At 59.4% G+C, this 26,287-nt stretch carries 24 protein-coding genes; 11 read left to right on the top strand and 13 right to left on the bottom strand.

Going from position 1 to position 26,287, the window contains the following annotated elements; genetic code table 11:
• The first annotated feature begins 60 nt into the window (after window positions 1–60).
• Both HMPREF0308_RS12915 and HMPREF0308_RS02035 read left to right on the top strand, forming a co-directional pair.
• On the top strand, window positions 61–837 hold the full coding sequence (locus HMPREF0308_RS12915; protein WP_005528162.1) for a hypothetical protein: 777 nt from the start codon (window positions 61–63) through the stop codon (window positions 835–837).
• A gap of 89 nt (window positions 838–926) precedes the next feature.
• Complete coding sequence (locus tag HMPREF0308_RS02035; protein WP_005528161.1) at window positions 927–1,883, top strand: ornithine cyclodeaminase family protein; 957 nt, start codon at window positions 927–929, stop codon at window positions 1,881–1,883.
• 10 nt (window positions 1,884–1,893) lie between these two features.
• On the opposite strand, the gene manA is transcribed toward HMPREF0308_RS02035, so the two are convergent.
• Window positions 1,894–3,132 (bottom strand): mannose-6-phosphate isomerase, class I, encoded by a 1,239-nt coding sequence (gene manA / locus HMPREF0308_RS02030; protein ID WP_005528160.1) that lies wholly within the window; start codon window positions 3,130–3,132, stop codon window positions 1,894–1,896.
• Between the two features lie 15 nt (window positions 3,133–3,147).
• Window positions 3,148–4,185 (bottom strand): MurR/RpiR family transcriptional regulator, encoded by a 1,038-nt coding sequence (locus HMPREF0308_RS02025; RefSeq protein ID WP_034656678.1) that lies wholly within the window; start codon window positions 4,183–4,185, stop codon window positions 3,148–3,150.
• A gap of 135 nt (window positions 4,186–4,320) precedes the next feature.
• Here HMPREF0308_RS02025 and cobA point away from each other — a divergent pair, with 135 nt between their 5' ends.
• Entirely contained in the window at window positions 4,321–5,079 is a 759-nt protein-coding gene (cobA, locus tag HMPREF0308_RS02020) for a uroporphyrinogen-III C-methyltransferase (RefSeq protein ID WP_005528157.1), read from the top strand.
• Window positions 5,080–5,098: 19 nt separating this feature from the next.
• On the opposite strand, the gene HMPREF0308_RS02015 is transcribed toward cobA, so the two are convergent.
• Genes HMPREF0308_RS02015 through HMPREF0308_RS02000 form a run of 4 tightly spaced genes read right to left on the bottom strand, consistent with a single transcriptional unit; the run spans window position 5,099 to window position 8,792 of the window.
• Window positions 5,099–6,139, bottom strand: coding sequence for a sulfite exporter TauE/SafE family protein (locus HMPREF0308_RS02015; protein ID WP_005528156.1), 1,041 nt, complete (start codon window positions 6,137–6,139; stop codon window positions 5,099–5,101).
• Window positions 6,140–6,142: 3 nt separating this feature from the next.
• Window positions 6,143–6,862: a sirohydrochlorin chelatase gene (locus tag HMPREF0308_RS02010; protein ID WP_005528155.1), complete on the bottom strand. Its 720-nt coding sequence runs from the start codon at window positions 6,860–6,862 to the stop codon at window positions 6,143–6,145.
• 2 nt (window positions 6,863–6,864) lie between these two features.
• The gene (locus HMPREF0308_RS02005; RefSeq protein WP_034656575.1) at window positions 6,865–7,119 is read right to left on the bottom strand and encodes a hypothetical protein; all 255 of its coding nucleotides are present in this window, start codon (window positions 7,117–7,119) and stop codon (window positions 6,865–6,867) included.
• Window positions 7,116–8,792 (bottom strand): nitrite/sulfite reductase, encoded by a 1,677-nt coding sequence (locus HMPREF0308_RS02000; protein ID WP_005528153.1) that lies wholly within the window; start codon window positions 8,790–8,792, stop codon window positions 7,116–7,118. The genes HMPREF0308_RS02005 and HMPREF0308_RS02000 overlap by 4 nt, the downstream gene beginning before the upstream one ends.
• Window positions 8,793–9,099: 307 nt before the next feature.
• Here HMPREF0308_RS02000 and HMPREF0308_RS01995 point away from each other — a divergent pair, with 307 nt between their 5' ends.
• A complete protein-coding gene (locus HMPREF0308_RS01995; RefSeq protein WP_005528152.1) occupies window positions 9,100–10,449 on the top strand; it encodes an FAD-dependent oxidoreductase in 1,350 nt (449 codons plus the stop codon).
• A 313-nt stretch (window positions 10,450–10,762) separates the two neighbouring features.
• On the opposite strand, the gene HMPREF0308_RS01990 is transcribed toward HMPREF0308_RS01995, so the two are convergent.
• Together HMPREF0308_RS01990 and HMPREF0308_RS01985 are read right to left on the bottom strand one after the other, a co-directional pair.
• Entirely contained in the window at window positions 10,763–12,130 is a 1,368-nt protein-coding gene (locus tag HMPREF0308_RS01990) for a phosphomannomutase/phosphoglucomutase (RefSeq protein WP_005528151.1), read from the bottom strand.
• Between the two features lie 77 nt (window positions 12,131–12,207).
• Window positions 12,208–12,705, bottom strand: a complete 498-nt coding sequence (locus HMPREF0308_RS01985) for a DUF3499 domain-containing protein (RefSeq protein WP_080548590.1) — start codon at window positions 12,703–12,705, stop codon at window positions 12,208–12,210.
• Between the two features lie 94 nt (window positions 12,706–12,799).
• Here HMPREF0308_RS01985 and HMPREF0308_RS01980 point away from each other — a divergent pair, with 94 nt between their 5' ends.
• Window positions 12,800–13,270 carry a metallopeptidase family protein gene (locus HMPREF0308_RS01980; protein WP_005528148.1) on the top strand — a complete coding sequence of 157 codons (471 nt, stop codon included), beginning with the start codon at window positions 12,800–12,802 and terminating at the stop codon, window positions 13,268–13,270.
• A gap of 86 nt (window positions 13,271–13,356) precedes the next feature.
• Here the strand turns inward: HMPREF0308_RS01980 and HMPREF0308_RS01975 are convergent, their stop codons facing one another.
• The 3 genes from HMPREF0308_RS01975 to HMPREF0308_RS01965 form a co-directional block, all read right to left on the bottom strand.
• Window positions 13,357–13,605, bottom strand: coding sequence for a WhiB family transcriptional regulator (locus tag HMPREF0308_RS01975; RefSeq protein ID WP_005528147.1), 249 nt, complete (start codon window positions 13,603–13,605; stop codon window positions 13,357–13,359).
• Between the two features lie 506 nt (window positions 13,606–14,111).
• Entirely contained in the window at window positions 14,112–15,206 is a 1,095-nt protein-coding gene (manB, locus tag HMPREF0308_RS01970) for a mannose-1-phosphate guanylyltransferase (protein WP_005528146.1), read from the bottom strand.
• Window positions 15,207–15,293: 87 nt separating this feature from the next.
• Window positions 15,294–16,202, bottom strand: a complete 909-nt coding sequence (locus HMPREF0308_RS01965) for a glycosyltransferase family 2 protein (RefSeq protein ID WP_005528145.1) — start codon at window positions 16,200–16,202, stop codon at window positions 15,294–15,296.
• A gap of 170 nt (window positions 16,203–16,372) precedes the next feature.
• Here HMPREF0308_RS01965 and HMPREF0308_RS01960 point away from each other — a divergent pair, with 170 nt between their 5' ends.
• Window positions 16,373–18,016, top strand: coding sequence for an LCP family protein (locus tag HMPREF0308_RS01960; RefSeq protein ID WP_005528144.1), 1,644 nt, complete (start codon window positions 16,373–16,375; stop codon window positions 18,014–18,016).
• Window positions 18,017–18,115: 99 nt separating this feature from the next.
• Window positions 18,116–18,787 (top strand): TIGR03089 family protein, encoded by a 672-nt coding sequence (locus HMPREF0308_RS01955; protein ID WP_005528143.1) that lies wholly within the window; start codon window positions 18,116–18,118, stop codon window positions 18,785–18,787.
• Here HMPREF0308_RS01955 and HMPREF0308_RS01950 read toward each other — a convergent pair.
• Window positions 18,784–19,677, bottom strand: a complete 894-nt coding sequence (locus HMPREF0308_RS01950; protein ID WP_005528141.1) for a LysR family transcriptional regulator — start codon at window positions 19,675–19,677, stop codon at window positions 18,784–18,786. The two genes, HMPREF0308_RS01955 and HMPREF0308_RS01950, sit on opposite strands and share 4 nt — an antisense overlap.
• 137 nt (window positions 19,678–19,814) lie before the next feature.
• Here HMPREF0308_RS01950 and HMPREF0308_RS01945 point away from each other — a divergent pair, with 137 nt between their 5' ends.
• The 3 genes from HMPREF0308_RS01945 to HMPREF0308_RS01935 are packed head-to-tail and all read left to right on the top strand — an operon-like array spanning window position 19,815 to window position 23,872.
• Window positions 19,815–21,473: a thiamine pyrophosphate-dependent enzyme gene (locus HMPREF0308_RS01945; protein ID WP_005528139.1), complete on the top strand. Its 1,659-nt coding sequence runs from the start codon at window positions 19,815–19,817 to the stop codon at window positions 21,471–21,473.
• A gap of 26 nt (window positions 21,474–21,499) precedes the next feature.
• The gene (locus HMPREF0308_RS01940; protein ID WP_005528138.1) at window positions 21,500–22,777 is read left to right on the top strand and encodes an amino acid permease; all 1,278 of its coding nucleotides are present in this window, start codon (window positions 21,500–21,502) and stop codon (window positions 22,775–22,777) included.
• A gap of 54 nt (window positions 22,778–22,831) precedes the next feature.
• Window positions 22,832–23,872 (top strand): histidinol-phosphate transaminase, encoded by a 1,041-nt coding sequence (locus HMPREF0308_RS01935; RefSeq protein WP_005528137.1) that lies wholly within the window; start codon window positions 22,832–22,834, stop codon window positions 23,870–23,872.
• A 26-nt stretch (window positions 23,873–23,898) separates the two neighbouring features.
• On the opposite strand, the gene HMPREF0308_RS01930 is transcribed toward HMPREF0308_RS01935, so the two are convergent.
• On the bottom strand, window positions 23,899–24,612 hold the full coding sequence (locus HMPREF0308_RS01930) for a TetR/AcrR family transcriptional regulator (protein WP_005528136.1): 714 nt from the start codon (window positions 24,610–24,612) through the stop codon (window positions 23,899–23,901).
• 162 nt (window positions 24,613–24,774) lie between these two features.
• Here HMPREF0308_RS01930 and HMPREF0308_RS01925 point away from each other — a divergent pair, with 162 nt between their 5' ends.
• The gene (locus tag HMPREF0308_RS01925) at window positions 24,775–26,286 is read left to right on the top strand and encodes a flavin monoamine oxidase family protein (protein ID WP_005528135.1); all 1,512 of its coding nucleotides are present in this window, start codon (window positions 24,775–24,777) and stop codon (window positions 26,284–26,286) included.
• The last annotated feature ends 1 nt before the right edge of the window (window position 26,287 follow it).

Genomic DNA, 26,287 nt, shown 5'->3' with positions numbered 1-26,287 from the left:
GTTGTGTCATAGCGACACCAAAAAAATTAATACCCTCTTATCTTAAGAAAGGAAGCCATCATGAAGACCGATGCACGCCGCGTGTATGTCTTTATCGCCATCGGCCTCCTTTCTGCTGTCTTCGTCGGCCTTGGCGTGTGGAAAATCTCCGCGCCTGGACCATTCACGGCGAAGAGCCAAAGCGAATCAATGACCCCAGTGGGCCACACCGAATCAACCCAAGCGGAGACTACGCAGACCACAACGAGCAGCCACACATCCAAGCGCGCTCCCAAGAAGAGCTCTGTTGCTCTTCAGAATGACCCATATCTAGCTCCCAACGCCATCACTGGCACCGGTGCTAATTTCGGCCCTACGGAGGTTTATCGCCCAGAAAATCTCTCTTCGCAAAGCCGCGCCACCGCGCAGCAATATGGCGGCAACAGCCACTACGGCACGGGACAAGAACCTTCCAATAACGCACAGCTCGGAACCAGCAGTTCATCTGAATCCGCAGCTACTGCACCCGAATCGCCAACGCAATCTGCCGTACCGAGCCCGGCTCCTACCCATACAGCAACCCCTACCGAAACCTCACCGAATCGCACGGTGCCCAACGAGAACAAGCGCAAGAGGGGTAGCAACTCTGAGCCGCCCGCCGTCAAGCCTATTGAGCCTTCAGAGCCCGCGGATGATCCCACCAAACAGAATGGAACAGCGGCTCCTGAATCTGAGCCAGCACCTACTACTGACGCAAACGGCAGAACCGTTGACGCGCCACAACCCAGCGTGGAACCGGTTAACCCCAATGCCCCGAAAGAACCTACCGATTACTCACCGGCGGAGGGCTCTGAGTAGGAACCCAATGAACTTGCCGAGCAGCCTGCGAACGTAGAAGCACCCGCGCAGTCCGCTTCTTAAACCTGCCTTTCAAAATGAGAACTCGCATGCCTCTCACCGTACTGACCGCCGAAGAAATTCAAAGCCGCTTTCCCCCTGCCAAAGCTGTGCACGCGTTGCGCTCAACGCTGCAGTCTGGTTTGCAACTAGGAAACGATCCACAACGCAGCTCAATCCCAGTTGAGCACGGTAACTTCCTTCTTATGCCCGCGACTGCACCGGAATTGGGATTCGGAATCAAGCTGTTATCCCTTTCGGATCCCGGATACCGCCCCGAGCTACCGAGCATTCAAGGCACATATGTCCTCTTCGATCCCAAGACCCTCTCCCCCTCCCACCTCTTAGAGGGTGAGGCCATTACAAATCTCCGCACGCCGGCTGTTTCTGTAGCTACGGTTCTCAATCTATTAGAAGGCCCCGGAAGTAATGCGACTTCGGCCGATGCCCCACTCAAGGTAGTCATCTTTGGCACCGGCCCGCAGGGCCGTCACCATGCGGCAACGCTTATTGATACATTGCGAGAAAGGCCCGTTGAGTTTAGCTTTGTCAGCAGGAACCGTCCCGCCCAGCTTGCCCACGCCGCAACGTGGCTAGCTGCTGGCAGCCCCGAAGCCGCCGCAGCACTAGCCGCCGCAGAACTTGTTATCACCGCGACCAACTCCCCCGAGCCGCTCTTTGGGCTGGGCGACGTGCGCGGGGACGCGATAATAATCGCGTTGGGTTCCCACACGCCGCAAGCCCGTGAGATTTCGGGTGAGCTTATGGGGTCGGCAACGATTATCGTCGAGGACGTCGAGACCACCTTTGCAGAAGGCGGCGATGTCGTTCAAGCAGAGGCCGAGGGCTTTATCGACCGCGGCGCCGTCTTGACCATGGCGCAGGTCATTCGCGGCGAAGCAGAAATCTCTCGTGAGCGACCAGTCGTGTTCAAGTTCACTGGCATGGCATGGGAAGACCTAGTGGTCGCCCGCGCCATTGCCGACGAGTTCGCCGCAGCGGGCTAAGCGCACGCGCCTAGACGCGAGCGACGAAGAGCTGGCCGGCTCCGCTTTGGGCGGCGCGCGCCTTTACGACACCCTCTACAGCGGGGAGCCACTCGGCACCACCAGGAGTGAGAGTTTGGGTATTTCCTTCTGCGTCTTCAAGCTCAACGCTTCCGCCGGTGCACAGTGCAATGGCAGGACCGTCAAACTCGAGTTCAACTTCATCATTGGCCCCTAGCTCCACACGGTCAAGAGCGAACTCGTCGATCGGTACCGGATAGGACCAGGCTTCGGCTCCCTTAACGTTGGGCGCTCCAGCCTTGTCCACCTGCTGCACGCGTGGGTCCGCAACAGATTCGTAGGTCAAGACCTTCACGAGCTCTGGCACATCCACGAACTTCGGGGTGAGACCACCACGCAGAACGTTGTCAGAGTTCGCCATGATTTCCACGCCCAATCCCGAAACGTAAGCATGGAGCGAACCCGCATTCAGGTACAGTGCCTCCCCCGGCGCGAGAACAATGTGGTTGAGCAGCAGTGCGCCGAGCACACCGATATCGCCGGAGTATTGCTCGTTGAGGTTGATCACCGTACGCATATCGCGTGCCATCCATGCCTCAGCGCCATCCTCAGCAGTGCGGGCGATGAGAGCCTCGCCAGCTTCGACGATGGCAGCGATGAGTTCCTTGCGCTTTGCAGTTGGGATAGTAATCCACGTAGTAAACAGCGCACGCAGGTTCTCAGATTCGGCGGCCGGATCTGGCAGCAACATGCTCAAGTAATGGTCGAGCTGCTTGCAGTCCAGCGCTTTGAACAGCTCCAGCGTGCGCTCAAGTGGGCGGAAGCCTGCCATAGCGTAGAACTCGGTCAAGGCCACGATGAGTTCAGGCTTGTGGTTGTCATCTTTGTAGTTGCGATTCGCAGCGTTCAATGCGATTCCTGCAGCGTTCTCGCGGGCAAAGCCTTCTTCTGCTTGAGCCTTAGAAGGGTGAGCCTGCAATGACAATGGTTCCTCTGCGGCGAGGATCTTCAACAAGAACGGAAGGCGTTGCCCATAAGTCTGTTCGACACGCGCACCTAGCTGCTCGCGGGGTGCTGCGGCGATTACTTCATCAAGACGCTGGCCATCTACTGTCGAAGGATCACCCGGGTGAGCGCCGAACCATAACTCAGCAATAGGCGCTTCTGCCGCTGGTTCGCCTTTGAGCTCCGGAATCATGGTGCGGGAGCCCCAAGAATAGTTTCGAGTTGCGCTGTTGAGCAGCTGCATATGTGTTTCCTTCTTTTAAGAAATCTCGTAGGCGGTCGCGGCATAGCTCCGCGTAATGAGCTGAAGCGCACGGGCGAGATCACCCAGCGCGGGTTCAGGATCATTGCTTGCTTGAGCAATAGAGTGGGGAAGGTTCGCCTCTTCCTTGCCCCATAAGACAATTTTCAAGGGTACCAAAGGACCCGTTTCCTCTCCCCCGTCGAGTTCGGGGTCATAGAAGATGTCACGAATCGCATTTGCACCAGAATGCTGATTTCGTTCAATCACCATCGGCAGCTCTTGCGCATCGACGTACGTGCCCCCTAGTCCATGGGCAGCCCAAATAGCTGCCGCCATCCGAGCAACCAAGGAGCCCAAATCAACCCGGACTCGTTCTTCGGAGAAAGCATATGGATCAGATCCGCAGCTATGAACGACTCGCGCCCCTTCAACGAATTCTCGGAGTGCGCGCCCCGGATTGGTAGCAGAATCGTGCTCAGGGCTAAGCGTTTCGAGTTCACGGTCGATTGCGTCAGCCACCTCTTCGAGGCGCCGTGCGACAAGCTCACCTTCTTCTTCGAGGACCGCTTGAATGGCATGAAGGGCAGCAATGCTGCGTGCAGGCGACGCCCCCTCTGCCGTAGGTAGCGTCGGTGCGACCAGGGTAGCCGCAGGCGCATCCTCCAACAAGGGACCACGCGCGGGGCCGACCAAGACCGTAGCGGCTCCTCTCTTATCCGCAGCAATCAGAGCACGCGAGGCCCAATCACACTCGCCGCGCTCACCGATAACGACGACAACGTCCAGCGCACCTACAAATTGCGGCAGGGACTCAGCCACAACGACTGGCACGCGCGAAGGCTCCGCCAAACCCGCAGCTGTATAGGCCGCAGCGCGTGCCACCTGTTCGGTGAGAAGGATGACCAGCGAGCGCGGCTGAGTTCCGCCGAGGTGCTGTGCGAGCTGTTGGACCTCACCCGCCAAAACACGAACCTGGCCGCCCTCGTGCGCGACGTCGAAAAAGCGCACGGTCTCTGGGTCATAGGCCGCGCCGTCAAAATAGCCACTATCCATGGCCCCGAGCATAGCCCGCGACGCCGACATCGATTGCGCAAAAGAGGCTTTCACGCCACTCAGACAGGAAGTTGGGAGAAAAAGTCCAGCCAACAGCCCCGGACTCAGCCGCCGGACCTGCAGCGATTAGTATTAATGACCATGAGCACAGCGAACACCCCGCAGATTCACCCGGTGGTCCTGGTAGGCGGCGGCCCCGGCGCATGGGACCTCATCACGGTCCGCGGCATGTACGCCTTGCAGAACGCCGATGTCATCTTGGCAGATCATCTCGGCCCCACCCAGGATCTGCACAAACTGTGCGATGTCGACGCAAAAGAGGTCATCGACGTTTCCAAGCTGCCCTACCAGCGCCAGACTTCACAGGAAAAGATCAACGAACTGCTCATCGAGCACGCCCGTGCGGGCCGCAAGGTCGCCCGCCTCAAGGGCGGTGACCCCTATGTCTTCGGCCGTGGCTTCGAGGAAGTTCAGGCGCTCGCTGCCGCCTCGCTGCCTGTGGAAGTGATCCCTGGCGTTACATCTGCCGTATCCGTGCCCGCCCTTGCCGGCGTGCCTGTCACGCACCGCGGCGTCGTCCACGCTTTCACCGTTGTCTCTGGGCACCTCCCGCCTGGCCACCCCAAGTCCTTGTTGGACTGGGGCGCGCTTGCGCAGTCTGGCGCCACCCTCAGCATCATCATGGGCGTAAAAAATGCCCGGGCCATTGCCCAGGCAGTACAAGATGGTGGACGCTCACCGCAGACCCCAGTCGCCATCATCCAAGAGGGAACCATGGAAGGTGAGCGCACCTTCCGCTGTACCCTCGGGTCCCTCGGCGAGACGGTAGAGTCCGCGACCATTGCCCCGCCGGCCGTCTTTGTCATCGGAGACGTTGCGGGGCTTACGACTTAGCTTCCCCCTTATTGGGCCCCTATTGGGCGCGCACCGACGCCCGCTTCGCGCAGTGATCAGCCTCTGGCTCCTGTTCAGCGATGACTTTGAATCCCCGACCAGAGCGAGCCGAGTGTCCACGCGATGCATGGAACGCTGCGTGCGCATCACGCTCAGCGTTTTCAGCTTCAAGCTCTGCCGCCCGCGCGGCCCTGGTGCGGCGCGCGCCCAGCGTGGTGGTCGCAATTCCGACCACAGCGATGGCAACCTGCACCACCGGAATCACCCAGCTAGCGACCTCCCAGCCGAAGTAGGTCTCCGCGCCACCGATGACCTTGCCCACGTTCAGGTCAACAATCGCGGTGCCCACGAACCCGCCCAGAACCACAGGGTTAACGCGCGAGATGAGCCAAGCCGCAATCGGGGCGGTGATGGCGCCACCGATGAGCAGCGCGATGACCGCAGCCAGGTGCGCCACAATTTCGTGCCACAGCCCCACGATGAAGCCAGCGGTAGCGCCAAAGGTCACAAGGAACTCCGCGGTATTTACCGTGCCCACAATACGCCGCGGCTGCTCCCGCCCAATGGCCATCATCGTTGACGTAGAAACCGGCCCCCAGCCGCCGCCACCTGTCGCATCCACGAATCCACCTACCAAGCCGAGGCCGACAAGGAAGCCCGTGGAGTGCTGACGCTTATATGCCGAGCGCTTAGGACGCGGGCGGGAAAAGCGCCACACCAGGTTCGCGCCGATGGCCACGAGGATGAGTGTCGTGATGGGCGCAGCCGATTCCGTCGAAACGTTGGAGAGCACCGTTGCCCCTATGAATGCGGCGATGGCGCCCGGCACGCCCAGTTTGAACACCGTAGGCCAATGCACATTTCCAAAACGCCAGTGGCTCAAGCCAGAGACCAACGTGGTTCCTAGCTCAGCGGTGTGCACCACCGCGGAGGCCAGCGCAGGACCTAGGCCCGCCAGCAGCAGAATGGTGGTCGAGGTTACGCCGAAACCCATGCCGATTCCGCCGTCGACAAGCTGCGCCGCCGCACCGGCTAGCGCGATAAGAATGAGGGATCGCATCTTTTATCGTCCGATCTGTACAAGCTGTCGAGTCTGATAAGGCAGGCCCGCTGCATGAGCAAAGCGGTGGGAGACGATTCCCGCAAGGTCAACGCCTAGCGGGGAGTCTACATACGCTGGGGCTTCTGCGAGCAGGTCAAGAAGTAGACCTTCAGTAACGAACAGCGGCAGCACCCGCACCGAGCCATAAATACGCGCCTGCTTGGCGACGTCTTCCCTACCGCCCCGTGTAGCAAAAGCCACTGAGGTACTCACGCCGGTCAAGACAGCCACCCGCACCGCTAGGCGCGCAATGGCCTGGTTGGCTTGCAGATTCGATGAGCCCACCGAGTAGATGACCAAATGATCGGTCATCGGCGCGCACTGTGGTTGGCAGCCTGCGCGCTGCGCCAGCACCTGCGCCATGTCGGCCCCAGTGCCCAGCGAGTCACCGCGCAGCAGGCGCAGCCCGGAGGCTTCCTCTGCCGCAGCGATGGCCTCCGGCACGTCCACGCGATGGTGGTAGCCCTCAGTAAAAAGCAGCGGCACCACCACGGCCTCGGTTTCCCCGCGCGCTGCGAGCTGCTGCGCTGCCGTGGCGAGATCGGGCTCGTTGAACTCGAGGTGCGCACACTGCCAGTGCGCGACGTCGGCAAGCGCGGCGGCGCGTTGGGTAAGCACCTCGATGCCAGCTACAGCATTCGGGTGACGCGAACCATGCGACAACGTAATGAGGGCGGTCATGGTTATTCCTTGGGGGTCGCAGTGACGTGGCCGCGACGCTGGAGCGATCGCTGCAACGCCTCGTTGGAAGAAACAGTCTTCGCCGGGGCGACGGGAGCGTCGTCCTGACCATGAAACATCACGGAGAAAATCCGCAGGCATTCAGTGCATTTCCAGGCAAACTCCCCTTCCTCATCCGGGAAGAGCCCGGTGCCCCCGCAGTACGGGCAGTACATGGGGTGGTTGCGGTTGGGATTGGGCTTGCGTCGGAAATTCACCGCAGATCCTCCTCAGCGGCGCGCAGAACCCAGTGGCGGAATTGCTCGCCTTCCGCGCGCTGCTCCTTGTACTTGTTAACCAAGCGGATGACGTAGTCAGGCACCTCGTCCGCAATGACCTTGTGGCCACGCAGCTTGCGGCCCCAATCCGGGGACAGGCCCAGCGCACCGCCCAGGTGCACCTGGAAGCCCTCGACGCGGTTGCCGTCAGCGTCGGTGACAATCTGGCCCTTCAGGCCGATGTCGGAGACCTGCGAGCGGGCGCAGGCGTTCGGGCAGCCGTTGAGCGCAATGGATATCGGAACGTCCAGGTCACCCAACGTGTCCTCGAGGATGTCCACGAGTTCGATGGCGCGGGCCTTGGTGGTCACGTGCGCGAGCTTGCAGAACTCCAGGCCCGTGCAGGAGATGACGCCCCGGCGGAACTCGGAAGGCTGGGAATACAGGCCGGTCTCGTCGAGTGCCCGGGAAAGCGCCGGGATGTCCTCTTCCTTGACATCGAGGAAGAGGAGCTCCTTCATCGGCGTGGTGCGGATGCGGGTGATACCGAACTTCTCAGCGACGTCGGCAATGGCGATTAGCTGCTCGCCGGTGGCATGGCCCACGGTGGGTTTCACACCGAGGTAGTAGTTGCCGTCCTGTTGCTTGTGCACGCCCAAGTGATCGCGGGAACCGGGCTCTACAACGAGTGGCTCGCCGTCGAGAAGCGGTGCGTCCAAGTACTCGGTCTCTAGGACCTCGCGGAACTTCTCGATGCCCCACTCAGCTACCAGGAACTTTAGGCGGGCGCGGTTGCGGTTGCGACGGTAGCCGTAGTCGCGGAAGATGCGGGCTACGCCTGCCCAGACCTCAGGAACGCGCTCCAACGGGACCCAAGCGCCCAGGGACTGGGACAGCATCGGGTTGGTGGACAAGCCGCCGCCAACGAAGCAGTCGAAGCCAGGACCATATTCAGGGTGGTTGACGCCGACGAAGGCAATGTCCTGAATCTCATGGGTGACGTCCTGGCGGCGGTTGCCGGAAATCGCGGTCTTAAACTTGCGCGGGAAGTTGTGGAATTCATCGCGTGGCAGGTAGTTCTCCACAATGTCGTCGATTGCCGGGGTGGCATCGATGATCTCGTCTTCTGCCACGCCCGCGACTGGCGAACCGAGGATGACGCGTGGGACGTCGCCGCAGCCCAGCAGCGTATCGAGCCCTACGGCGCGCAGTTTTTCCCAGATTGTGGGAACGTCCTCGATCTGAATCCAGTGCAACTGGATGTTCTGGCGGTCCGTAAAGTCCGCGGTGGAGCGAGCGTAGTCGCGGGAGATTTCGCCCACGGTGCGCAGCTTGGCCGGGTCCACGCGGCCACCGTCGAAACGCACGCGCATCATGAAGTACTCGTCCTGCAGCTCTGTGTTGCTCAGCTTAGAAGTCAGCTCGCCGCCCAGGTTCTGGTTGCGCTGGGTGTAGAGGCCGAGCCACTTAAAGCGTGGGGCAAGATCCTCTGGCGGAATCGACTTAAACCCCTGCTTGGAGTAGATATCGATGACGCGCTGGCGAGCGGACAGGCCGCCGTCTTCCTGTTTGATCTCCTCGTCGGTGTTGAGCGGCTCCTTGCCGTCAATCTTCCATTGCCCCTCGGGCTTGCGCGGACGAGCCTTGCGTTGTGGTTTCGTTGCGGTAGTCATGGGGATGAACACTTGCCTTTCGTCGTGGATGACAAAAACCTACCGGTCTAGGAACCATAGACAAAGCGGTACGGATTAATTTCACCACTCTTTACATTGTGAGCTGGGACAACGTCGCCACGCTGGAAGAATCTAAATAATCAAGTTGCCCAGCGTTCCAGAAAGCGGTTCAATAAACCCCACGCTCACACGCTTTTAGCAGACTGATCAGTCTAATATTCATTAAAAGAACTAGAACAGCTAGTATTACGACCAGTAACCGAATTCTTTAGCTGTTTATTGATTTGAGGAAAGGCCCACTACTCACATGTCGCAAGCCCCACTGAAGGTAGCCGTCATCGGCGCTGGCCCAGCAGGTATCTACGCCTCTGACATCCTGGTCAAGAAGACCGGTGGCAACGTCCAGATCGACCTCATCGAGCAGATGCCAGCTCCCTTCGGCCTCATCCGCTACGGCGTAGCCCCAGATCACCCACGCATCAAGGGCATCGTTAACTCCCTGCACCGCGTCCTGGAGACCGAGCAGATCCGCCTCATCTCCAACGTGCACATCGGCCGCGACCTCACCGTCGAGCAGCTCAAAGAGCACTACGACGCCGTAGTCTTCGCCACCGGTGCCGTAGGAGACCGCGTCCTCGACGTGCCGGGGGCAGACCTCGAGGGCGTCCACGGCGCCGGCGAATTCGTGGGCTTCTACGACGGCAACCCGCGCTTCAACCGCGACTGGGATCTCTCCGCTGAAGAGGTAGCCGTCGTGGGCGTGGGTAACGTGGGCCTTGACGTCGCCCGCATCTTGGCCAAGACCGGCGATGAGCTCAAAGTCACCGAGATCCCAGACAACGTCTACGAGTCCCTGTCCAAGAACAAGGCTCACACCGTGCGCGTCTTCGGCCGCCGCGGCCCGGCACAGGCAAAGTTCACCCCGCTGGAGCTCAAGGAGCTCGACCACTCCCCGACCATCAACGTGGTCGTGGACCCGGAGGACATCGACTACGACGAGGCTTCCCTCGAGGCACGCGCCAACTCTAAGTCCCAGGATCTGGTTTGCCAGACCCTGGAGGGCTACGCCATCCGCGAACCGAAGGAAGCACCACACACCCTGCAGATTCACCTGTTCGAGCAGCCGGTTGAGATCCTCGGCGAGAATGGCAAGGTCACCGGCATCAAGACCGAGCGCACCGCCCTCAACGGCGACGGCTCCGTCTCTGGGACCGGCAAGTTCACCGAGTGGCCGGTTCAGGCGGTCTACCTCGCTGTGGGCTACCGCTCCGACGCTATCGACACCGTTCCTTTCAACTCCGAGAAGAACGTCATCAACAACGACGGCGGCCACGTCACCGAGCTCGACGGCACCATCGTCCCTGGCCTCTACGCCACTGGCTGGATCAAGCGCGGCCCGGTGGGCCTCATCGGCAACACCAAGTCCGATGCCTCCGAGACCATCGGCATGCTGCTTGACGACGCCGAGGCAGGCAAGCTCTCCCACGCTTCCGCAGAGGACATCACGGAGACCCTGAAGGCTGCGGGCGTGGAGTTCCTCTCCTGGGATGGCTGGAAGAACCTCGATGCGGCAGAGCGCGCACTCGGCGAGGCCGAGGGCCGCGAGCGCAAGAAGTACGTCGAGTGGGAGGACATGGTTTCCCACTCCCGCGGCTAATTTTCCCGAATAAAAGCGCCAGCACAATGCTGACGCTTTTTGTGTTTTGCGGCGCAGCCGGGGCGGCGCGGCTCAGCCGCTGCAAATGTACCGTTTCTTGCAATTAAGCAGGCAAAGATGAGCTGTTCGGCTTCACTATTCACAAGGAAAGGCACGAGCTCTATGGACCGAGATGTGCGACAATCGTGGCGGCATCCAGGAGCCTTTTTCCTGCAAATAGCGGGCCAAAACACACAATTGTAGGGCACTATTTACAGGCAACGGTACGAACAGAAGAATGGTCGCCACGAAGGCGCCCGCACGGGGAAAGCGCCTAAGCGCGGATGATTCCAAGCACCTCATCGACGATGGCCTGGACTTCATCAGCAGTTTTCGCCTCAACGTTCAGACGCAGCAGTGGCTCAGTGTTCGAAGCGCGCACGTTAAACCACGCATCCGTGCCCTTCAACTCAACGGTCACGCCGTCCAACTCGTCGACAGACTCAATCTTGTCCGCCAAACCATCTAGCACAGCCTGGGTTGCAGCCTTCTGGTCTGCCACGGTGGAGTTGATCTCACCGGAAGCCTCATAACGCGAATACTGAGCCATCAGCTCGCTCAACGGCTTATCGGTCTCCCCCAAAGCAGCCAGCACGTGCATCGCAGCCAACATGCCGGAGTCCGCATTCCAGAACTCCTGGAAGTAGTAGTGTGCGGAGTGCTCGCCGCCAAAAGCAGCCTTCTCCTTGGCCATCTGCGCCTTAATGAACGAGTGGCCCACCCGGGTACGCACAGCCCTGCCACCATTTTCGGCAATCAGCTCCGGCACCGTCTTCGACGTGATCAGGTTATGGATGATCGTCGAACCTGGGAACTTCTGCAAGTAACGCTGCGCCACCAACGCACAAATAGCCGACGGCGAAACAGCATCACCATTCTCATCGACCACAAAGCAACGGTCCGCATCACCATCGAAGGCAAGGCCAATATCAGCCTTCTGCTCAGTGACAAACTTCTGCAGATCTACGAGGTTCTTCGGATCCAGCGGATTAGCCTCGTGGTTCGGGAACGTGCCATCCAGCTCGAAGTACAAATCACGGACATCAAACGGCAGGCCCTCAAACACAGCCGGAACCGTATGGCCACCCATGCCGTTAGCAGCGTCTACCGCCACAACCAATGGACGTGAAGACTCCAGCGGCACCAAAGAACGCAGGAAGTCCGCATAGTCCGGGAGCACCTCGCGCTCGCTGACAGAGCCAGGCTCGCCGTCAAAGGCCGGCACGCCCTCAATCAGCATGCCCTTGATAGCCTCCAGGCCAGTCTCCTGCCCCACCGGCACAGCACCCGCACGGCACAGCTTGATGCCGTTGTACTTCGCCGGATTATGCGAGGCAGTAAACATCGCACCCGCACAATCCAAAGAACCAGCCGCAAAATACAATTCATCAGTCGAAGTCAGGTTCAACTTGATGACATCCAAGCCCTGAGAAGCCACGCCCTGCGCAAAAGCGTCAGACAACGCCGGTGAAGAAGGGCGCATGTCGTGCCCCACCGCCACCTTGGTCTCCCCTTCACCGCGCAAAATAGCGGCATAGGCAGCACCGGTGTCACGAACGAAGTTCTCATCAATATCTTCGCCCACGACGCCACGGACGTCATAGGCCTTAATAACGGCATCTAGCTGTTCACGAGTACGCATAACCTGCAATACTACCCCTTTTGCATATGCAAGAACGGACAGCGGCCTAGGAACAGGATTTTTAATCTTCTCTATTTTTAATCTTCTCTGACGCGATGATGATTGCCGCGGTCGACGTCGCTAAGCGCGGCTTCCTCACTCTCGTCCCGCACAACCGTCAGGTGGGCGCGACGGTGTTGCTTCGCCTCACTGACACGTCGAGTGCGAAAAACCGGGTGATTTGAGCTATCCGGATCTGCACCATCGAAGTTCGCGGCGTAGTCGATGGGGTCAGAACCGGAGCCAGCACCATCGTCCACCAGGCCGGTGGTCACACGGCCAGCCTCACGCACGGCCTCAGCGAGTGCCATGAGGTCATCTTCCTCGTCCAGCTCGATGCGATCCACGCGCACCATCTCCCAGCCGATGGGGGCGGTGATGCGGGAGCTATGCTTCTCGCACAGGTCCCAGCTATGCGGGTCAGTCTCCTCCGCAAGCGGGCCAACGACGGCCGTCTGCTGTGAATATGCGTAGGTCAATGTTGCCACGGCAGGTCGGCCGCAGCCTGGGCGAGAGCAATGACGAGAATGATTCACGGCAATGAGTCTAAACCCTTACTTGAGATTTGAATAGTCGGAACTCGGCGCGCCCCGCACCGAAAAGCACCTGCGGAGTCCTAAGATCACGCTCATGACAATGCGCCGCCCACATGTACGCCCGTTCCGCAATCGCCGTGGACGCGGCATGCGCGGCCCACTCCTGCCACAGACGACACCGCGTTTCCGCAGCAACAGCGAGCGCTTCGACATGGCAGTCCTCGAGGCCTACGCCCCGATTCAAAACGCCTTCGCGGAGCAGCTCGCGGGCCTCGACCTAGCTGTGGACACAGTTCCCCGCATGCGCCTTTCAGCAGACATGACCGTGCTGCCTGAAGAAATCATTGCCGATGGCCCGGTCCCTCTCGGACGCGTAGTTCCCGCCGGTGTGGATTCGGCCGGCCGTCCTACCCGCGCACGAATGGTGATCTTCCGCATGCCCATCGAGGAACGCGCACAGAATCCTGGAGAGCGGGCAGAACTCTTGGGGACAGTCCTCACCGCACTAGTGGCGAACTATCTAAATCTTGACCCCGAAGACGTCGACCCAAGGTTTAGTTGGTAAAGAAAAATCCCCCACCTAGCAGACGCTCAACCGAAAAAGTTGAACAGAACTAAACGGGGGACTTGAGCTAAGTCGGCTTTAGCTAACTAGCCAATCTCACGCTTGAGGCGGCGACGCTCACGATCAGACAGGCCGCCCCAGATTCCGAAGCGCTCGTCATGCTCAAGGGCATACTCGAGGCACTCATCACGCACCGCGCAGGCCTGGCAGATGCGCTTAGCCTCACGGGTGGAGCCTCCTTTTTCTGGAAAGAAGGCTTCAGGATCGGTCTGCGCGCACAGTGCCTGGTCTTGCCACTCCTGCTCGACGGCGCCAAAAAGCTCGTCAAGCGACATCTCTGCGGCAGCACCGCCACGGAGAATAGCGCCATTATTCGAGTTTTTCTCCACGCTACTTCCTTTCTCCGAGGTTGGGTTGTTCTTACTTAGTGGCACCGACTGTACACCAGGACCAACAAAGCCAGTCCGGCACCGCCGATGCGTTTGATTACACTGATGTTATTTCACACCGGATCACTAAATATCGTCAACCTGACCAGAGTCCATTTTGCCCAAATTCGCCAAAAACGCAGCACACGATCCTCAACTTTCACATCCGTCACACAGATCCCCCCATGGGGGTAAGGTGTGGGGGTACTACATATAGTGGCGCCTCATGATCCTGTAAACAATTCCCAGGTTTGATCGGCGTGTCGCCACCACTCTGAATTTTCTAGTGGATCTCAAAAAACACTTTGGCCACTTTGATCCCATGTAGCACCCAGCGGTTACGCAAGCCCATAAAAATATCCCCCACCAGTGTCAATAGAGACAATGGTGAGGGAAACCCTCCAGCTCGAGCTTTAGGCGTCTGAGCTAAAGCGCACGCCCGCGTCAGGAATCTGCACGCCCGGGAAGACGCGCATGCCGCCCTTGAGCTCACAGCGCGCACCAATCACAGCGCCTTCGCCAATAACGCAGTTATCAATGTGCGCATTCGCCCCGATGTGAGCACCAGAGGCGATAATCGAATTGCTGATTACTACGCCAGGTTCAATTGTCACGCCGTCAAAGACCACTGTGCCGTCCAAACGCGAACCGGCCCCCACCTCAGAGCCACGGCCCACTGCCGTACCCGAAAGCAGCAGGACGCCGCCAGCAATACCCGCGGAATCATCCACCACGGATTCACCCGTGCGGCCCTCCAGCAACGGCGAGTGCGCAATACCACGCACCAAGTCCGAGGAACCGCGTACAAAGTCATCCGGGCGGCCCATATCGCGCCAGTAGGAGTTGTCCACGTGGCCCACTACCAAGCGGCCTTCCTCCAGCAGATTAGGGAAGGTCTCACGCTCGACCGAAACCACACGGTCAGCCGGAATGCTCTCGATAACTTCGCGCTTGAAGATGTAGCAACCAGCGTTGATCTGGTTGGTTGGTGGATCCTCGGTCTTCTCCAGGAACGCCGTCACGCGGCCATTGCTGTCCGTCGGCACGCAGCCAAACGCACGCGGATCCGCCACGTTGAGCAGGTGCATTGTCACGTCGGCATTCTTCTCATGGTGAGTCTGCAGGATGCCGTTGAGGTCCATGCCGGAGAGCACGTCACCGTTGAAGACCATCACCGTGTCGTGGCGCAGCTTGTCATACACGTTGCGGATGCCACCACCGGTTCCCAGTGCGGTTTCTTCCACCACGTACTCGATCTCTAGACCCAAGTCAGAGCCGTCACCGAAGTACTCCTCGAAAACCTCCGCTTTAAAGGAAGTCGACATCACCACGTGGTCGATGCCAGCAGCCTTAATACGTGCCAGCAAGTGCTGCAGGAACGGGTAGTTTGCAGTCGGCAGCATCGGCTTTGGAGTACCGATGGTCAGCGGACGCAAACGCGTGCCTCGGCCGCCTACAAGGATGACGGCGTCGGCGGAGGCGCCCCATTGGGTAGCTGCTTCAGTCATAACGAGGATTCCTTATTCGAATTAATCGACGTGGTATTTCGACAGATGTTGTATCGGGCTAAGTTTATAAGGCAAAAGACGTCAATATTAACTACGGCACGCAAGTGCCGTAACCGCATAGGCACGCAGCTTCAGGCCAGCTCTTAACACGAGCCGAATTGGCGCTTGCCACCAGTGAGGGTGACGGTCGGCCTGGAAGCGATACGCAGAATCATGGTGGGCGTGTAACATCGCGCCGGCGTGAGCCTGCGTCGAGTGGCCCTTAGCGTGGGTAATTATGGCATCTGGGCAAAAGACGTTGTTCCAGCCAGCGCGGCTAAAACGGTCACCCAGGTCGACGTCCTCCATATACATGAAATAGCGCTCGTCAAAGCCGCCAATCTGTTCATAAGCTTCCCAACGCACCAGGAGGCAGGAGCCTGATAGCCAGCCGGCTACACGCTCTACTGACATGTCTTTATCATCTCGGTACGCGCGGGACCATGGGTTACCCGGCCAGATTGAGCCAAAGAAGGCGTGTCCAATCCCGGTCACCAGCGTCGGCACAGCACGAGCTGAAGGATAGTTGGACCCGTCCGGCTCTACGATGCGCGGGCCCACAGCCGCGGCCTGTGGGTTGCGACGCGCGCACTCGAGCATGGTGTCCAGAGCCCCTGGCGTGAAGGTGACATCTGGGTTGCTAATGAGGAAGAACTCATCGTCGACCTCCCCCAAAGCGCCGCTCTTGATAAGGCGTGCTCCCGCGTTCATTCCGCCGCCATAGCCGATGTTTCCACCCGTGTCTAAAAACACAACGTTGGCGTGGCTTTCCGCGGCAGCCTGCGGGACCCCATCGGTGGAGCCGTTATCGGCTAAGACCACCGTGGTGGGTTGCTGGGTGGCATTCTCCAGCGAATCGAGGAAATCCCCAAGGTAGTGGCCCGGCGAATAGGTCACCGTCACCACTGCGAGGGGAGCGTTATTTTCTGTGTTCACGATGGTCCATAGCGTACCCATACTTGACGGGAGGATGCCGCCAAGACACTGCGAGCTAGAAGAAAATCATGCGCAGATCACGATTTCGCGCTTACCTCGCCTAAACTGTCACAAGACTAAAACAAATTAAGCATCGGAATCACCACCGATACCTACAGGTGAAGAACTCCAAAATAGAAAGTCCTCCCACTGTGTCATTTGAAAAAAGATCGGACAAGCAGCGCCGCGCTCGTGCCATCCAGCCCGCGCCATCTTCGGCGTCGACCGTCAAGCAGCAGGGTTCCAAGCCGCTAAAGGCAATCCTTACTTTCTTGTCGGCCGCGATTCTTGTTTTCTCTGGCGTGGGTTATGCCACCGTGGGCCGCGTGGGCGACGGAGTGGCCTCAGTGGGAAATTTGGCGCTCGGCAACCAGGGCGGTTTCAAAGCTAACACCCAGGACGGCGCAGTGGACATCCTCTTGGTGGGCAAGGATTCGCGTACCGATGCACAGGGCAATCCGCTCTCTGAAAAGGAACTGGCGGATCTGCACGCAGGTGTTGCTGAAGGCGAGGAGAACACAGACACCATCATGATCATCCGCATTCCGGATGATGGCTCACGCGCAACCGCGGTGTCCATTCCCCGCGATACCTACGTCGACGACGGCGAGTACGGCAACACCAAGATCAACGCGGTCTTCGCAGCGCACAAGGCAGATAAACTCAAGGAACTCGAAGAGGAGAATGCGCAGGCGGAGGCCCAAGGCGATAAGAAGCCGTACTCCGACAAGGAGATTGAGCAGAAGGGCGTCGAGGCCGGCCGCCAGGGACTTATCGATATGGTCCGTTCCCTTACGGACATCGATATCGATCACTATGCAGAGGTCGGACTCTTGGGCTTTGTGCTGCTTACCGACGCCGTCGATGGCGTCGACGTGTGCTTGAACAACGACGTCAAAGACGAGATGTCCGGCGCCGACTTCAAGAAGGGAAGGCAGACTCTCCACGGCGCCGAAGGCCTGTCCTTCGTCCGCCAGCGCTACGAGCTGCCACGCGGCGACCTCGACCGTATTGTTCGCCAGCAGGCCTACATGGCTTCGTTAGTCTCGAAGGTGCTGTCCTCAGGCACCCTGGCTAATCCGAATAAACTCTCCAGGATCGCCGATGCGATTGAGCGTTCCGTCGTCATCGATGAGGGCTGGGACGTCATGGGCTTAGTCACCCAGCTGTCTGGCCTGGCCGGCGGAAATGTCACCTTCACCACCATTCCAGTGACCTCCATCGACGGTGTCGGCGACTATGGCGAGTCCGTGGTGACCATCGATAAGGCTGAGGTCCACAAGTTCATGGATGACCTCGCAAGAACTGCGGAACAGGATGAAGCAGCCGCGGCGTCGGCAAGCGCTGAAGAAGGCTCCAACCCTTCGGAGCAGCCAGTCGCGGATGGCATCGAGCTTAACGTTCTCAACGCGGGCTCCATTGACGGTCTCGCGTCAGGCATCGGCAAGTGGCTCACCGGCGTGGGCTACACGGTCGAACGCACGAGCAACGCCGAGCCAGGCTTGTACGCGCAGTCGCAGATTGTCGCCGCCGACGAGAATGACCAGCGCGCCAAGGACCTCGCGGAGCAGCTCGGTGGCCTGCCCGTGACCTCGAACCCTTCCTTGGATGAAAACACCTTCGTGGTCGTTGCATACGACGACTACACCGGCCCATCCGATGAGGCCGCCCAAGCCGCTGAACCGGCTGAATCCGCTGCCAGCGACCAGGTAGGAACCCCAGGCAGTGACCTCGGAACGGCTATGGTTTCGCCGGAGATCGACGCCGGTGGCGACGGCCCGCGCTGCGTGAACTAAACGCCACACAAACTAAGTAATTCTCAAGCCGGGGCCTAGGGCCATCGCGCGAAAGCACTCCCTGCCACGCTAAGGCTAAGTCACCTACGATGGTCGGACATGGATATGCTTCAGCACCTACTTTCCGCAGATGCCGCAGCGCCGCGCCTGACTTTCTACAACGAAGCCACCGGCGCGCGCATGGATTTTTCCGCGCAGACCTTGGATAACTGGGTTTCCAAGATTGCCAACATGCTCTTAGAAGAGCTTGAGCTCGATTCCGATTCCCTCATTTTCTTCGACCTCCCTGTTTCCTGGCAGCCCGCGGTTATCGCTTTGGGCGCCCTTGCTGCCGGCGTCGACACAGCGTTCACGCGCGCTGAGCTAGACGGCGCAAGCCCCGATGTTATTTTTGCCGCGCCCGAGGGCTTTGCAGAGTTGACTGAGGAATTCACAGGCGCCGATGTTGTGCTCGTTACCGATGATCCATTCGGGCGCGGCGTCATCGAATCTGGCGGCGAATTGCCCGCTGGCGCCATCGACTTTGGGCCCACCGTGCGTTTCTACGGCGATCAGTTCTATGGCCCCACCACTGCTTTGCCGGAGCTTTATTCTGCCGCCGGCCCTGCCCAACGCGTGATGTCCGCGGGGTGGAAGGACAAGGATTCCTTTAAGAATTTGATTCTCGAACCGCTCGCATGTGGAGGCTCCGCCGTTATTGTCGCCGGCATGTGCACTGCCGAGCGTTTAGAAGAAATCGCCGCCAACGAGAAGGTGGATCTGCGTCTTTAGCTGGCACGAACGCCATCGGCGGTGTTAATTCCCAGAAACTCCTGGAGGCGCGTGCCCACGGCATGGATTTCCGCGGCGGCAAAGTGCCCGCTACGCCAAGCCGCATGCAGGGGCACACCGCCTAGCATCTCCTCCTTGTTGCAGATGCGCAGGCCTACCGCGTCGTGGTCCTGCAGAGCACTGGAGATGGCGATTGCGCGCCCGGCTCGCGCGAGGGCGATGAGCGTAACGGTGTCCTCGCACTCGACGACGTCGCCAAGCACAGCGTGGCTGCGCCCTACGAAGGCATCGAAGAGCCCGCGCGAGACGCTGCGCCGGCCTGACATGGCGAGACGATGAGTGACCAAGTCCTCCACATCAATGCTGTCTTGGCCTGCTAGAGGGTGCTCCTTGTTTACCCAAGCTCGGATAGTGGCCTCCCCCAGCGGAACGGAATCGAGCCCCTCCTTTACTGGAATTGGCGTCACCACCACATCCGCGGTGGTATCTAGCGCTTGGTACACCTCGTAGTGCTCGACCGCCAGCGTGGTCAGAAGCGGAATTACCCCGCGCGCATCAGCGATGAAAGGCGCCAAAATCGTCGAGATGGTCGTCGGCGTTGCGGCCACCTGCAAGGCTCGCATTTCGCCGCGTTGCAACGCCGCAACCGCCTGCGTAGCCCTGTTATTATCTGCCACCAATTGCTGGCACACAGGAATCAATGCCTTGCCCGCTTCGTTGAGACGCAGCACCCCAGCTGCGCGTTCGAAAAGCTCGAGCCCCAGCTCCTCCTCAAAGCGCCGCAGCTGGCGGCTTAGCGCCGGCTGGGTGATGCTCAATTGCTCTGCCGCGGTAGTCACGGAACCGGTGCGCGCGAGCGCCAAGAAATATTTCGCCCTCGTGTAATCCATAAAGCTTCATTTAACACGAGCTATTACCGATAGGCATAGATTTGAAAAAACTTAGGCATTAGACAACATGGAAGGACGTCCTTCACAATGGGGTGAAATTGTTACACCAATCACAGAAGAAGGATCGTCTGAAAACTATGACTCGTCGCCATGTTGGCACCGCCATCGCTGAATCTCTTGCAGCGCACAACGTCAAGCGCGCATACCTTGTCCCGGGCGAGAGCTTCCTGCCAGTGCTTGATGGACTCTATGACAGCCCCATCGAAGCCATCGTTACCCGCCAGGAAGGCGGCGCTTCCTACATGGCAGAGGCACACGGCAAGGCCACCGGTGAGCCGGGCGTTGCAATGGTCACCCGCGGCCCAGGTGCTTCCAATGCTTTCGTTGGCATCCACACCGCCTGGCAGGATTCCACCCCGCTGGTCCTCTTCGTGGGCCTTATCCCCTTCCCCGACCGTGACCGTGAGTCTTTCCAGGAGTTCGACCCAAAGGCTTGGTTTGGCACCCAGACCAAGCAGGTCTTCATCCTCGATGACCCATCCCGTGCTTCCCACGTGGTGGCCGAGGCGTTCTTCCAGGCCAAGCAGGGCCGCCCAGGCCCAGTAGTGGTGGGCCTGCCGGAGGACATTCTCCACTTGGACTTCGACGGGGAGATTGTCCAGCCAATCAACGTGACAGACGGCGCGGTATCCCCAAGCGATATCACCGCGCTTTCCGAGGCCCTACGCTGCGCCGAGCGCCCACTCATCTTCGCCGGCGGCCCGCGCTGGACCCCAGAGTCCGCACGCCAAATCACCGAGTTTGCAGAGACCAACCAGATTCCGGTGGTCCACGATTTCCGCGCCAGCGACCGCGTCCCTTTTTCTTCCCCGGCCAACGCCGGCTGGCTGGGCTACGGCCGTGATGAGAAGGCAGCTGCGCTGCTCCAGGATTCCGACCTCGTACTCGCCGTTGGAGCAGTGCTTGGCGACGTCTCGACTGACGGCTACAAGCTGCGTCAAGGCGCAAATGACCGCAACTTCTTCATCAACATCGATTCCAGCCTGCGTGGCAACTCCGCAGCCGTCACCCGCCACATCCTGGCCAGCCCGGTAGCCTTCGCCGAAGCGCTGTCTGAGATCGATGCGGGCGAGGTCTCTGCTGCCCAGCAGCAGTGGTTCGCGGATGCGCACGCGGCGCAGGTGGCTTTCTCAACGGTTCAGGACGAAGCCGACTGGCGCCCGGCTCCTGAAGGAACCGCACACATCGAATCACTCATGCGCGCCATTCAAGAGCAGGCCCCAGAGGATTCCATCTACACCTTCGGCGCCGGCAACCACTGCATCTGGGCGCAGCAGTTTATGCACACCAACGTCTACCCCTCCCAGTTCAGCGTGCGCAATGGCTCGATGGGCTACTCCGTTCCAGGTGCAGTCTCCACCAAGCTGGAGTTTCCTGAGCGCACCGTCATCGCCATTGCTGGCGACGGCGAGTACCTGATGAATGGCCAAGAGCTGGCTACCGCCCTACAGTACGGCGCTCCTTATCTGACCGTCGTGCTGTCCAACGGTGAGTTCGGCACCATCCGTGATCACCAAAAGAACCACTTCCCTGATCGCGTTTCCGGCACCCAGCTTTCCAACCCGGATTTCGCCGCCGTCGCCCGTGGCTTCGGCGCACACGGCGAGCTTGTCACTTCCGACGCCGAGGCAGCACCTGCCGTCGAGCGCGCACTGCAGGCTATGCGCGAGAAGCAGATTCCAGCAGTCATCAACGTGATTGTGGATCAAGCTCTGTCGCTGCCTGACAACGACTAGACCTGTCCCCAAACAAAGGATTTTCAATGAGCAATACCGTTGCTACCACTGTTGAGCGTGCGGAGGCCAAACCTGCTGGCTCAACCATGACTTGGGTCATCACCCTGTTCGGCACTGCCGTCGGCGCAGGAATTTTGTTCCTTCCACTTAACGCTGGTGGATTTGGTTTCTGGCCACTGGTCTTTGCCACGGTCTTCATCCTGCCACTGGTCTATTTCTCGCACCGCACCTATGTCCGAATAGTCAGTGGCGCGCCCATCCGCGACCACGGCAAGGACGTCCTGGAACTGGCCACGCAATATTTAGGCCGCCCTTCCGGCATCGTTATCGCCATTTTGTACTGGCTCGCTATCTTCCCCACAGTGCTGATTTACGGCATCAGCATCACCAACTCGGTCGATAGCTTCATCGTCAACCAACTGGGTGGACCTTCCATCAATCGGTGGGTACTCGCCATCCTCTGCGTGGGCATTATGACCGGCGCCTTCGCCATCGGCCGGAAACCAATGATTTGGCTGGCCCAAGTGCTGGTCTATCCGCTCATCTTCGCTTTGACGGCAACGTCCATCTACCTCATCCCTCGCTGGGATTTTCAGAGCTTTCTGCACTACGACAACGGGGAAGGCGACTTTGGAATCCTCAAGGGAATCCTGCTGATTCTGCCGGTGCTTGTATTTTCCTTTTCCCACATGGCGGCGCTGTCTCAGTTCGCACTAGACATGCAGCCGGCCTATGGCGAGAAGACCGCCAAGCGCGTTGACCGCACGGAGATACTTACCGCCATCTTGCTAGTGGTCTTTACCATGTTCTTCGTTTGGTCATGCGTCCTGGCTTTGGGGGCCGATGGAATGAATGAGGCACTGGAACAAAACATTCCGGTACTGTCCTACTTCGCTAACGTCACCGGCACCCCGTTCATGGCCTACATGGCACCCGTTGTGGTCATGTGCGCCATCATCTCCTCCTACTTCGGCCACATGCTGGGCACCGAGGAAGGCACAGAGTACCTGCTGCGCCTAGCAGCGCCAAAGCTGGCTGAGCGCATCTCGCACCGCAGCCTGCTCAACATCGTCTATCTCATCACCTTCGTTGGCACTACCCTGGTGGCGGTCTATAACCCATCCATCGTGTCGATGATTTCGGTCGTCGGTGGCATCTTCGTGGCTTTCCTCGTTTACCTGGTCCCGGTCTACATGTTCAAGAAGCTCGACGCTTTTTCCAAGTTCAAAAATGACCCGTGGAACTACTTCGTATTTGGCATGGGAATCGTCATCATGGCGGTTACCGTGTGGAACATGTTCTAGGTCTTATCAATCACTTCTTAAAAGTCGCTTTAAAGTAAGGAGTTTTAAAACCATATGCTTCGCCCTGATCTCAACAAGTTCCCTGATTACAAGCCCGGCAAGTCCGACGGCGACAAGCTGAAGCTCTCCTCCAACGAAATCCCTAACCCGCCGCTTCCCTCCATACTCGAGGCAATGACGCGGGCGGCAGCGGAGACCAACCGCTACCAGATCAATGGCTGCCCAGAACTGACCACCGAGCTTTCTAAGTACCTAGGCGTTCCTGAAGATCACCTCGCCATCGCGGCGGGCGCCTCGGCCATCGTTCAGCAGGCCATCGGAATGTCCTGCCACACTGGTGACGAAGTAATCTTTCCGTGGCGCAGCTTCGAGGCTTACCCGCTCTACGTGCGCATGGCCGGCGCGGAACCAGTGATGACTCCGCTCACCGAGGACGACCGCTTGGGCTTGGATGCCGTGATCGAGGCCATCACGGACAAGACCCGCGCCATCATCCTCTGCAACCCAAATAACCCAACCGGCACCACCATCACCAAGGGCGAGTTCCGCGACTTCATGGAGCAGGTTCCGAAGGACATCGTGGTTATCCTCGATGAGGCTTACTGGGAGTACAACGACGCGGAGGATACCCCGAACTCTGCCGAGGAGATTTTCAACTACCCGAACCTGGTGGGCGCCCGCACCTTCTCCAAGGCCTTCGGCCTTGCCGGTGCACGCGTGGGTTACGGAATCGCCTCCCCGGAGCTCATCCACGGCCTCAAGCTAATGACCATGCCGCTGACGGTTACCTACATGGCAGAAAAGGCTGCCATCGCAGCGCTTAACTCGGCAGAGGAGCTGCTTGCCCGCGTCAAAGAGACCAAGGTGCAGCGCGAGCGCGTAGCTGAGGCAATTGGCGCGCGCCCTTCCAAGGGCAACTTCGTTTGGATTCCACGCGGCGACGCCGAAGAGGTTGAACGCAAGCTTTCCGACGAAGGCGTCATCATCCGCCGCTACCTGGATGAGGGCGTACGCGTTTCCATTACCACCGAGGAAGAAACAAACATCTTCTTGGCCGCCTGGGAGCGCGCGGGTATTCGCCCATACGGCGAATAATCGCCTTCTATCCCATCGCCCTTTCCCTACTTAGACGGCGGTTGCTCACCTGGAACCGCCGGCAGGAAATCTGCCAATAACGCCGCCAAACCCGTTTGAAACGGATCTTCCGCAAACGGGTTGGCGGCTTTTTGCTCTTTAATTGCCGCAGCCGAAAGTTTTTCCAGCCATGCAGCACGGGCGCTGCGCAGATACGGTACTTCTACATCACCGTCTTCGGGAATCTCGAAGATTTCTTGGGGAGCATTGGCATCGAAGGCAGAGCCGTAGATGAAGGACTCCAGCATGATGATCCGCGGCAGAATCTGCGCGGATTCGACGCCGGCAAAGGCCAGTACCTCAGCTAATTTTTCGTACATTTTCACTGCCCGTGGAGCGCCTGACACGGGGGTAGAAGCAATGACCTCCACCAGCGGATAATGCCGCGCGAATACATCGCGGTAGGAACGCGCCCAGACCTCTAATGCGTAACGCACGCTCACCTCGCCCGCTAAGGCGGCGTCGAGAAGCGATGCGTCTACCTGTGCCATCACCGCGTCCTCCACGAGGATAAGCAGCTCGTGCTTGTTCTCAACGTGGTTGTACAGCGCACTCGGCCCCACCCCCATTTCGCGAGCGATTCGGGCCATAGTGAGCTTCTCGTACCCCTGTTTGTCAATAATTTTTAGGGCAGCCTCAGCAATTTTTTCACGAGTTACCAGCGCCTTTGACGGTCGACCTTTGGCACGCGAAAAATTCATGACTCTTACCCCTATCCAGACTCACACTGAGTCCTGTACAGTGACACGCAACACAAAATGAATGCTGTTCATTTTGCGCTTTGCTTTCATCAAATCTTCCCACAGTCGAGCACGTCTAGGCGCGCGATTCAACGGGAAGGCCATACTCAGGAGTGAAACACCATGTCATCTCTTTTCAGCAATGACTCCAACACCAACCCCGTCATCGAGCGCGATGTCGTCGTCATCGGCGCAGGTCCAGCAGGCCTCATGACGGCCCGCACCCTGAAGAAGAAGGGTCTGTCCGTCGCAGTCCTCGAGGCACGTGACCGCGTCGGCGGCCGTACGTGGAACGGCAAGGTCAAGGACGCCGAGGGCGTAGAGCACTTCGTCGAGCTGGGCGGCCAGTGGATCTCCCCAGACCAGACCCGCCTCATCGCGCTCGTTGATGAACTAGGACTCGAGACCTTCCAGCGCTACCGCGAGGGCAAGTCCATCTACGTTGCCCCAGACGGCACCCGCCACGAGTATGAGGGCACCGTCTTCCCTGCTTCCGAGAAGACCATCGCAGAGATGGACCGCCTCATCAAGATCATGGACGACCTCGCAGCAGAGATGGACCCGGCGCGCCCATGGGCCCACCCGCGTGCGAAGGAGCTGGACTCCATCTCCTTCCGCACGTGGCTCGAGGGGCTGTCTGACGACGCCGAGGCAATCGACAACGTCTCCATCTACGTAGCATCCGGCATGCTGACCAAGCCTTCCTATGCTTTCTCCACCCTGCAGGCAGTGCTCATGGCATCCTCCGCAGGGTCCTTCTCTAACCTGGTGGATGAGGACTTCATCCTCGACCGCCGCGTGGTCGGCGGCATGCAGACCGTCTCCCTGACTCTGGCCAAGGAGCTCGGCGAGGACGTTTACCTCGGTACCCCGGTTCGCGAACTGCACTGGGCTGAGGTTGACCCAACCACTGCTGATGACCTCAACAAGATCGCAGCCGACGTTCGCAACGGCGTGCCGAACAACGGCGCTGCTGGCCAGGTGACCGCCTACTCCGAGAAAGTCACCGTCAAGGCCCGCTACGCAGTCCTGGCAGTTCCGCCAAACCTGTACAGCCGCATCTCCTTCGTACCGCCGCTGCCACGTGACCAGCAGATCGTGCACCAGCACATCTCCATGGGCTTGGTCATCAAGGTCCACGCCATCTACGACAAGCCTTTCTGGCGCGAAGAGGGCCTTTCCGGCACCGGCTTCGGCGGCGGCCGTTTGGTTCAGGAGGTCTACGACAACACCAACTACGGCAAGAACTTTGCTGCCTCCGTCGAGGGCGAAGAAGACCAGTACGGTACCTTGGTCGGCTTCGTCTCCGACGTTTATGCCGAAGAAATGTGGCACCTGCCAGAAGAAGAGCGCAAGGAGCGCATCCTGTCTGCAATGGCTGATTACCTGGGCCCGAAGACCAAGGAGCCAATCGCGTTCTACCTCTCCGACATGGCTGCAGAAGAGTGGACCCGCGGCGCATACGCCACCTCTTATGACCTGGGTGGCCTATCCCGCTGGGGCCACCTGCAGAACGAGCCGACCGGCTCCATCTACTACGCCTGCTCCGACATCGCTGCCGAGGGCTACCAGCACGTCGACGGTGCTATCCGCCAGGGCGAGCTCGTCGCCCAGAAGATTGCCGATAAGGGTTAAA

Source organism: Corynebacterium striatum ATCC 6940 (genome assembly GCF_000159135.1).
GTDB classification, from domain to species: Bacteria; Actinomycetota; Actinomycetes; order Mycobacteriales; family Mycobacteriaceae; genus Corynebacterium; species Corynebacterium striatum.
The sequence above is the reverse complement of the archived record's forward strand: the minus strand, read 5'-3'. Positions and strand labels throughout refer to the sequence as shown.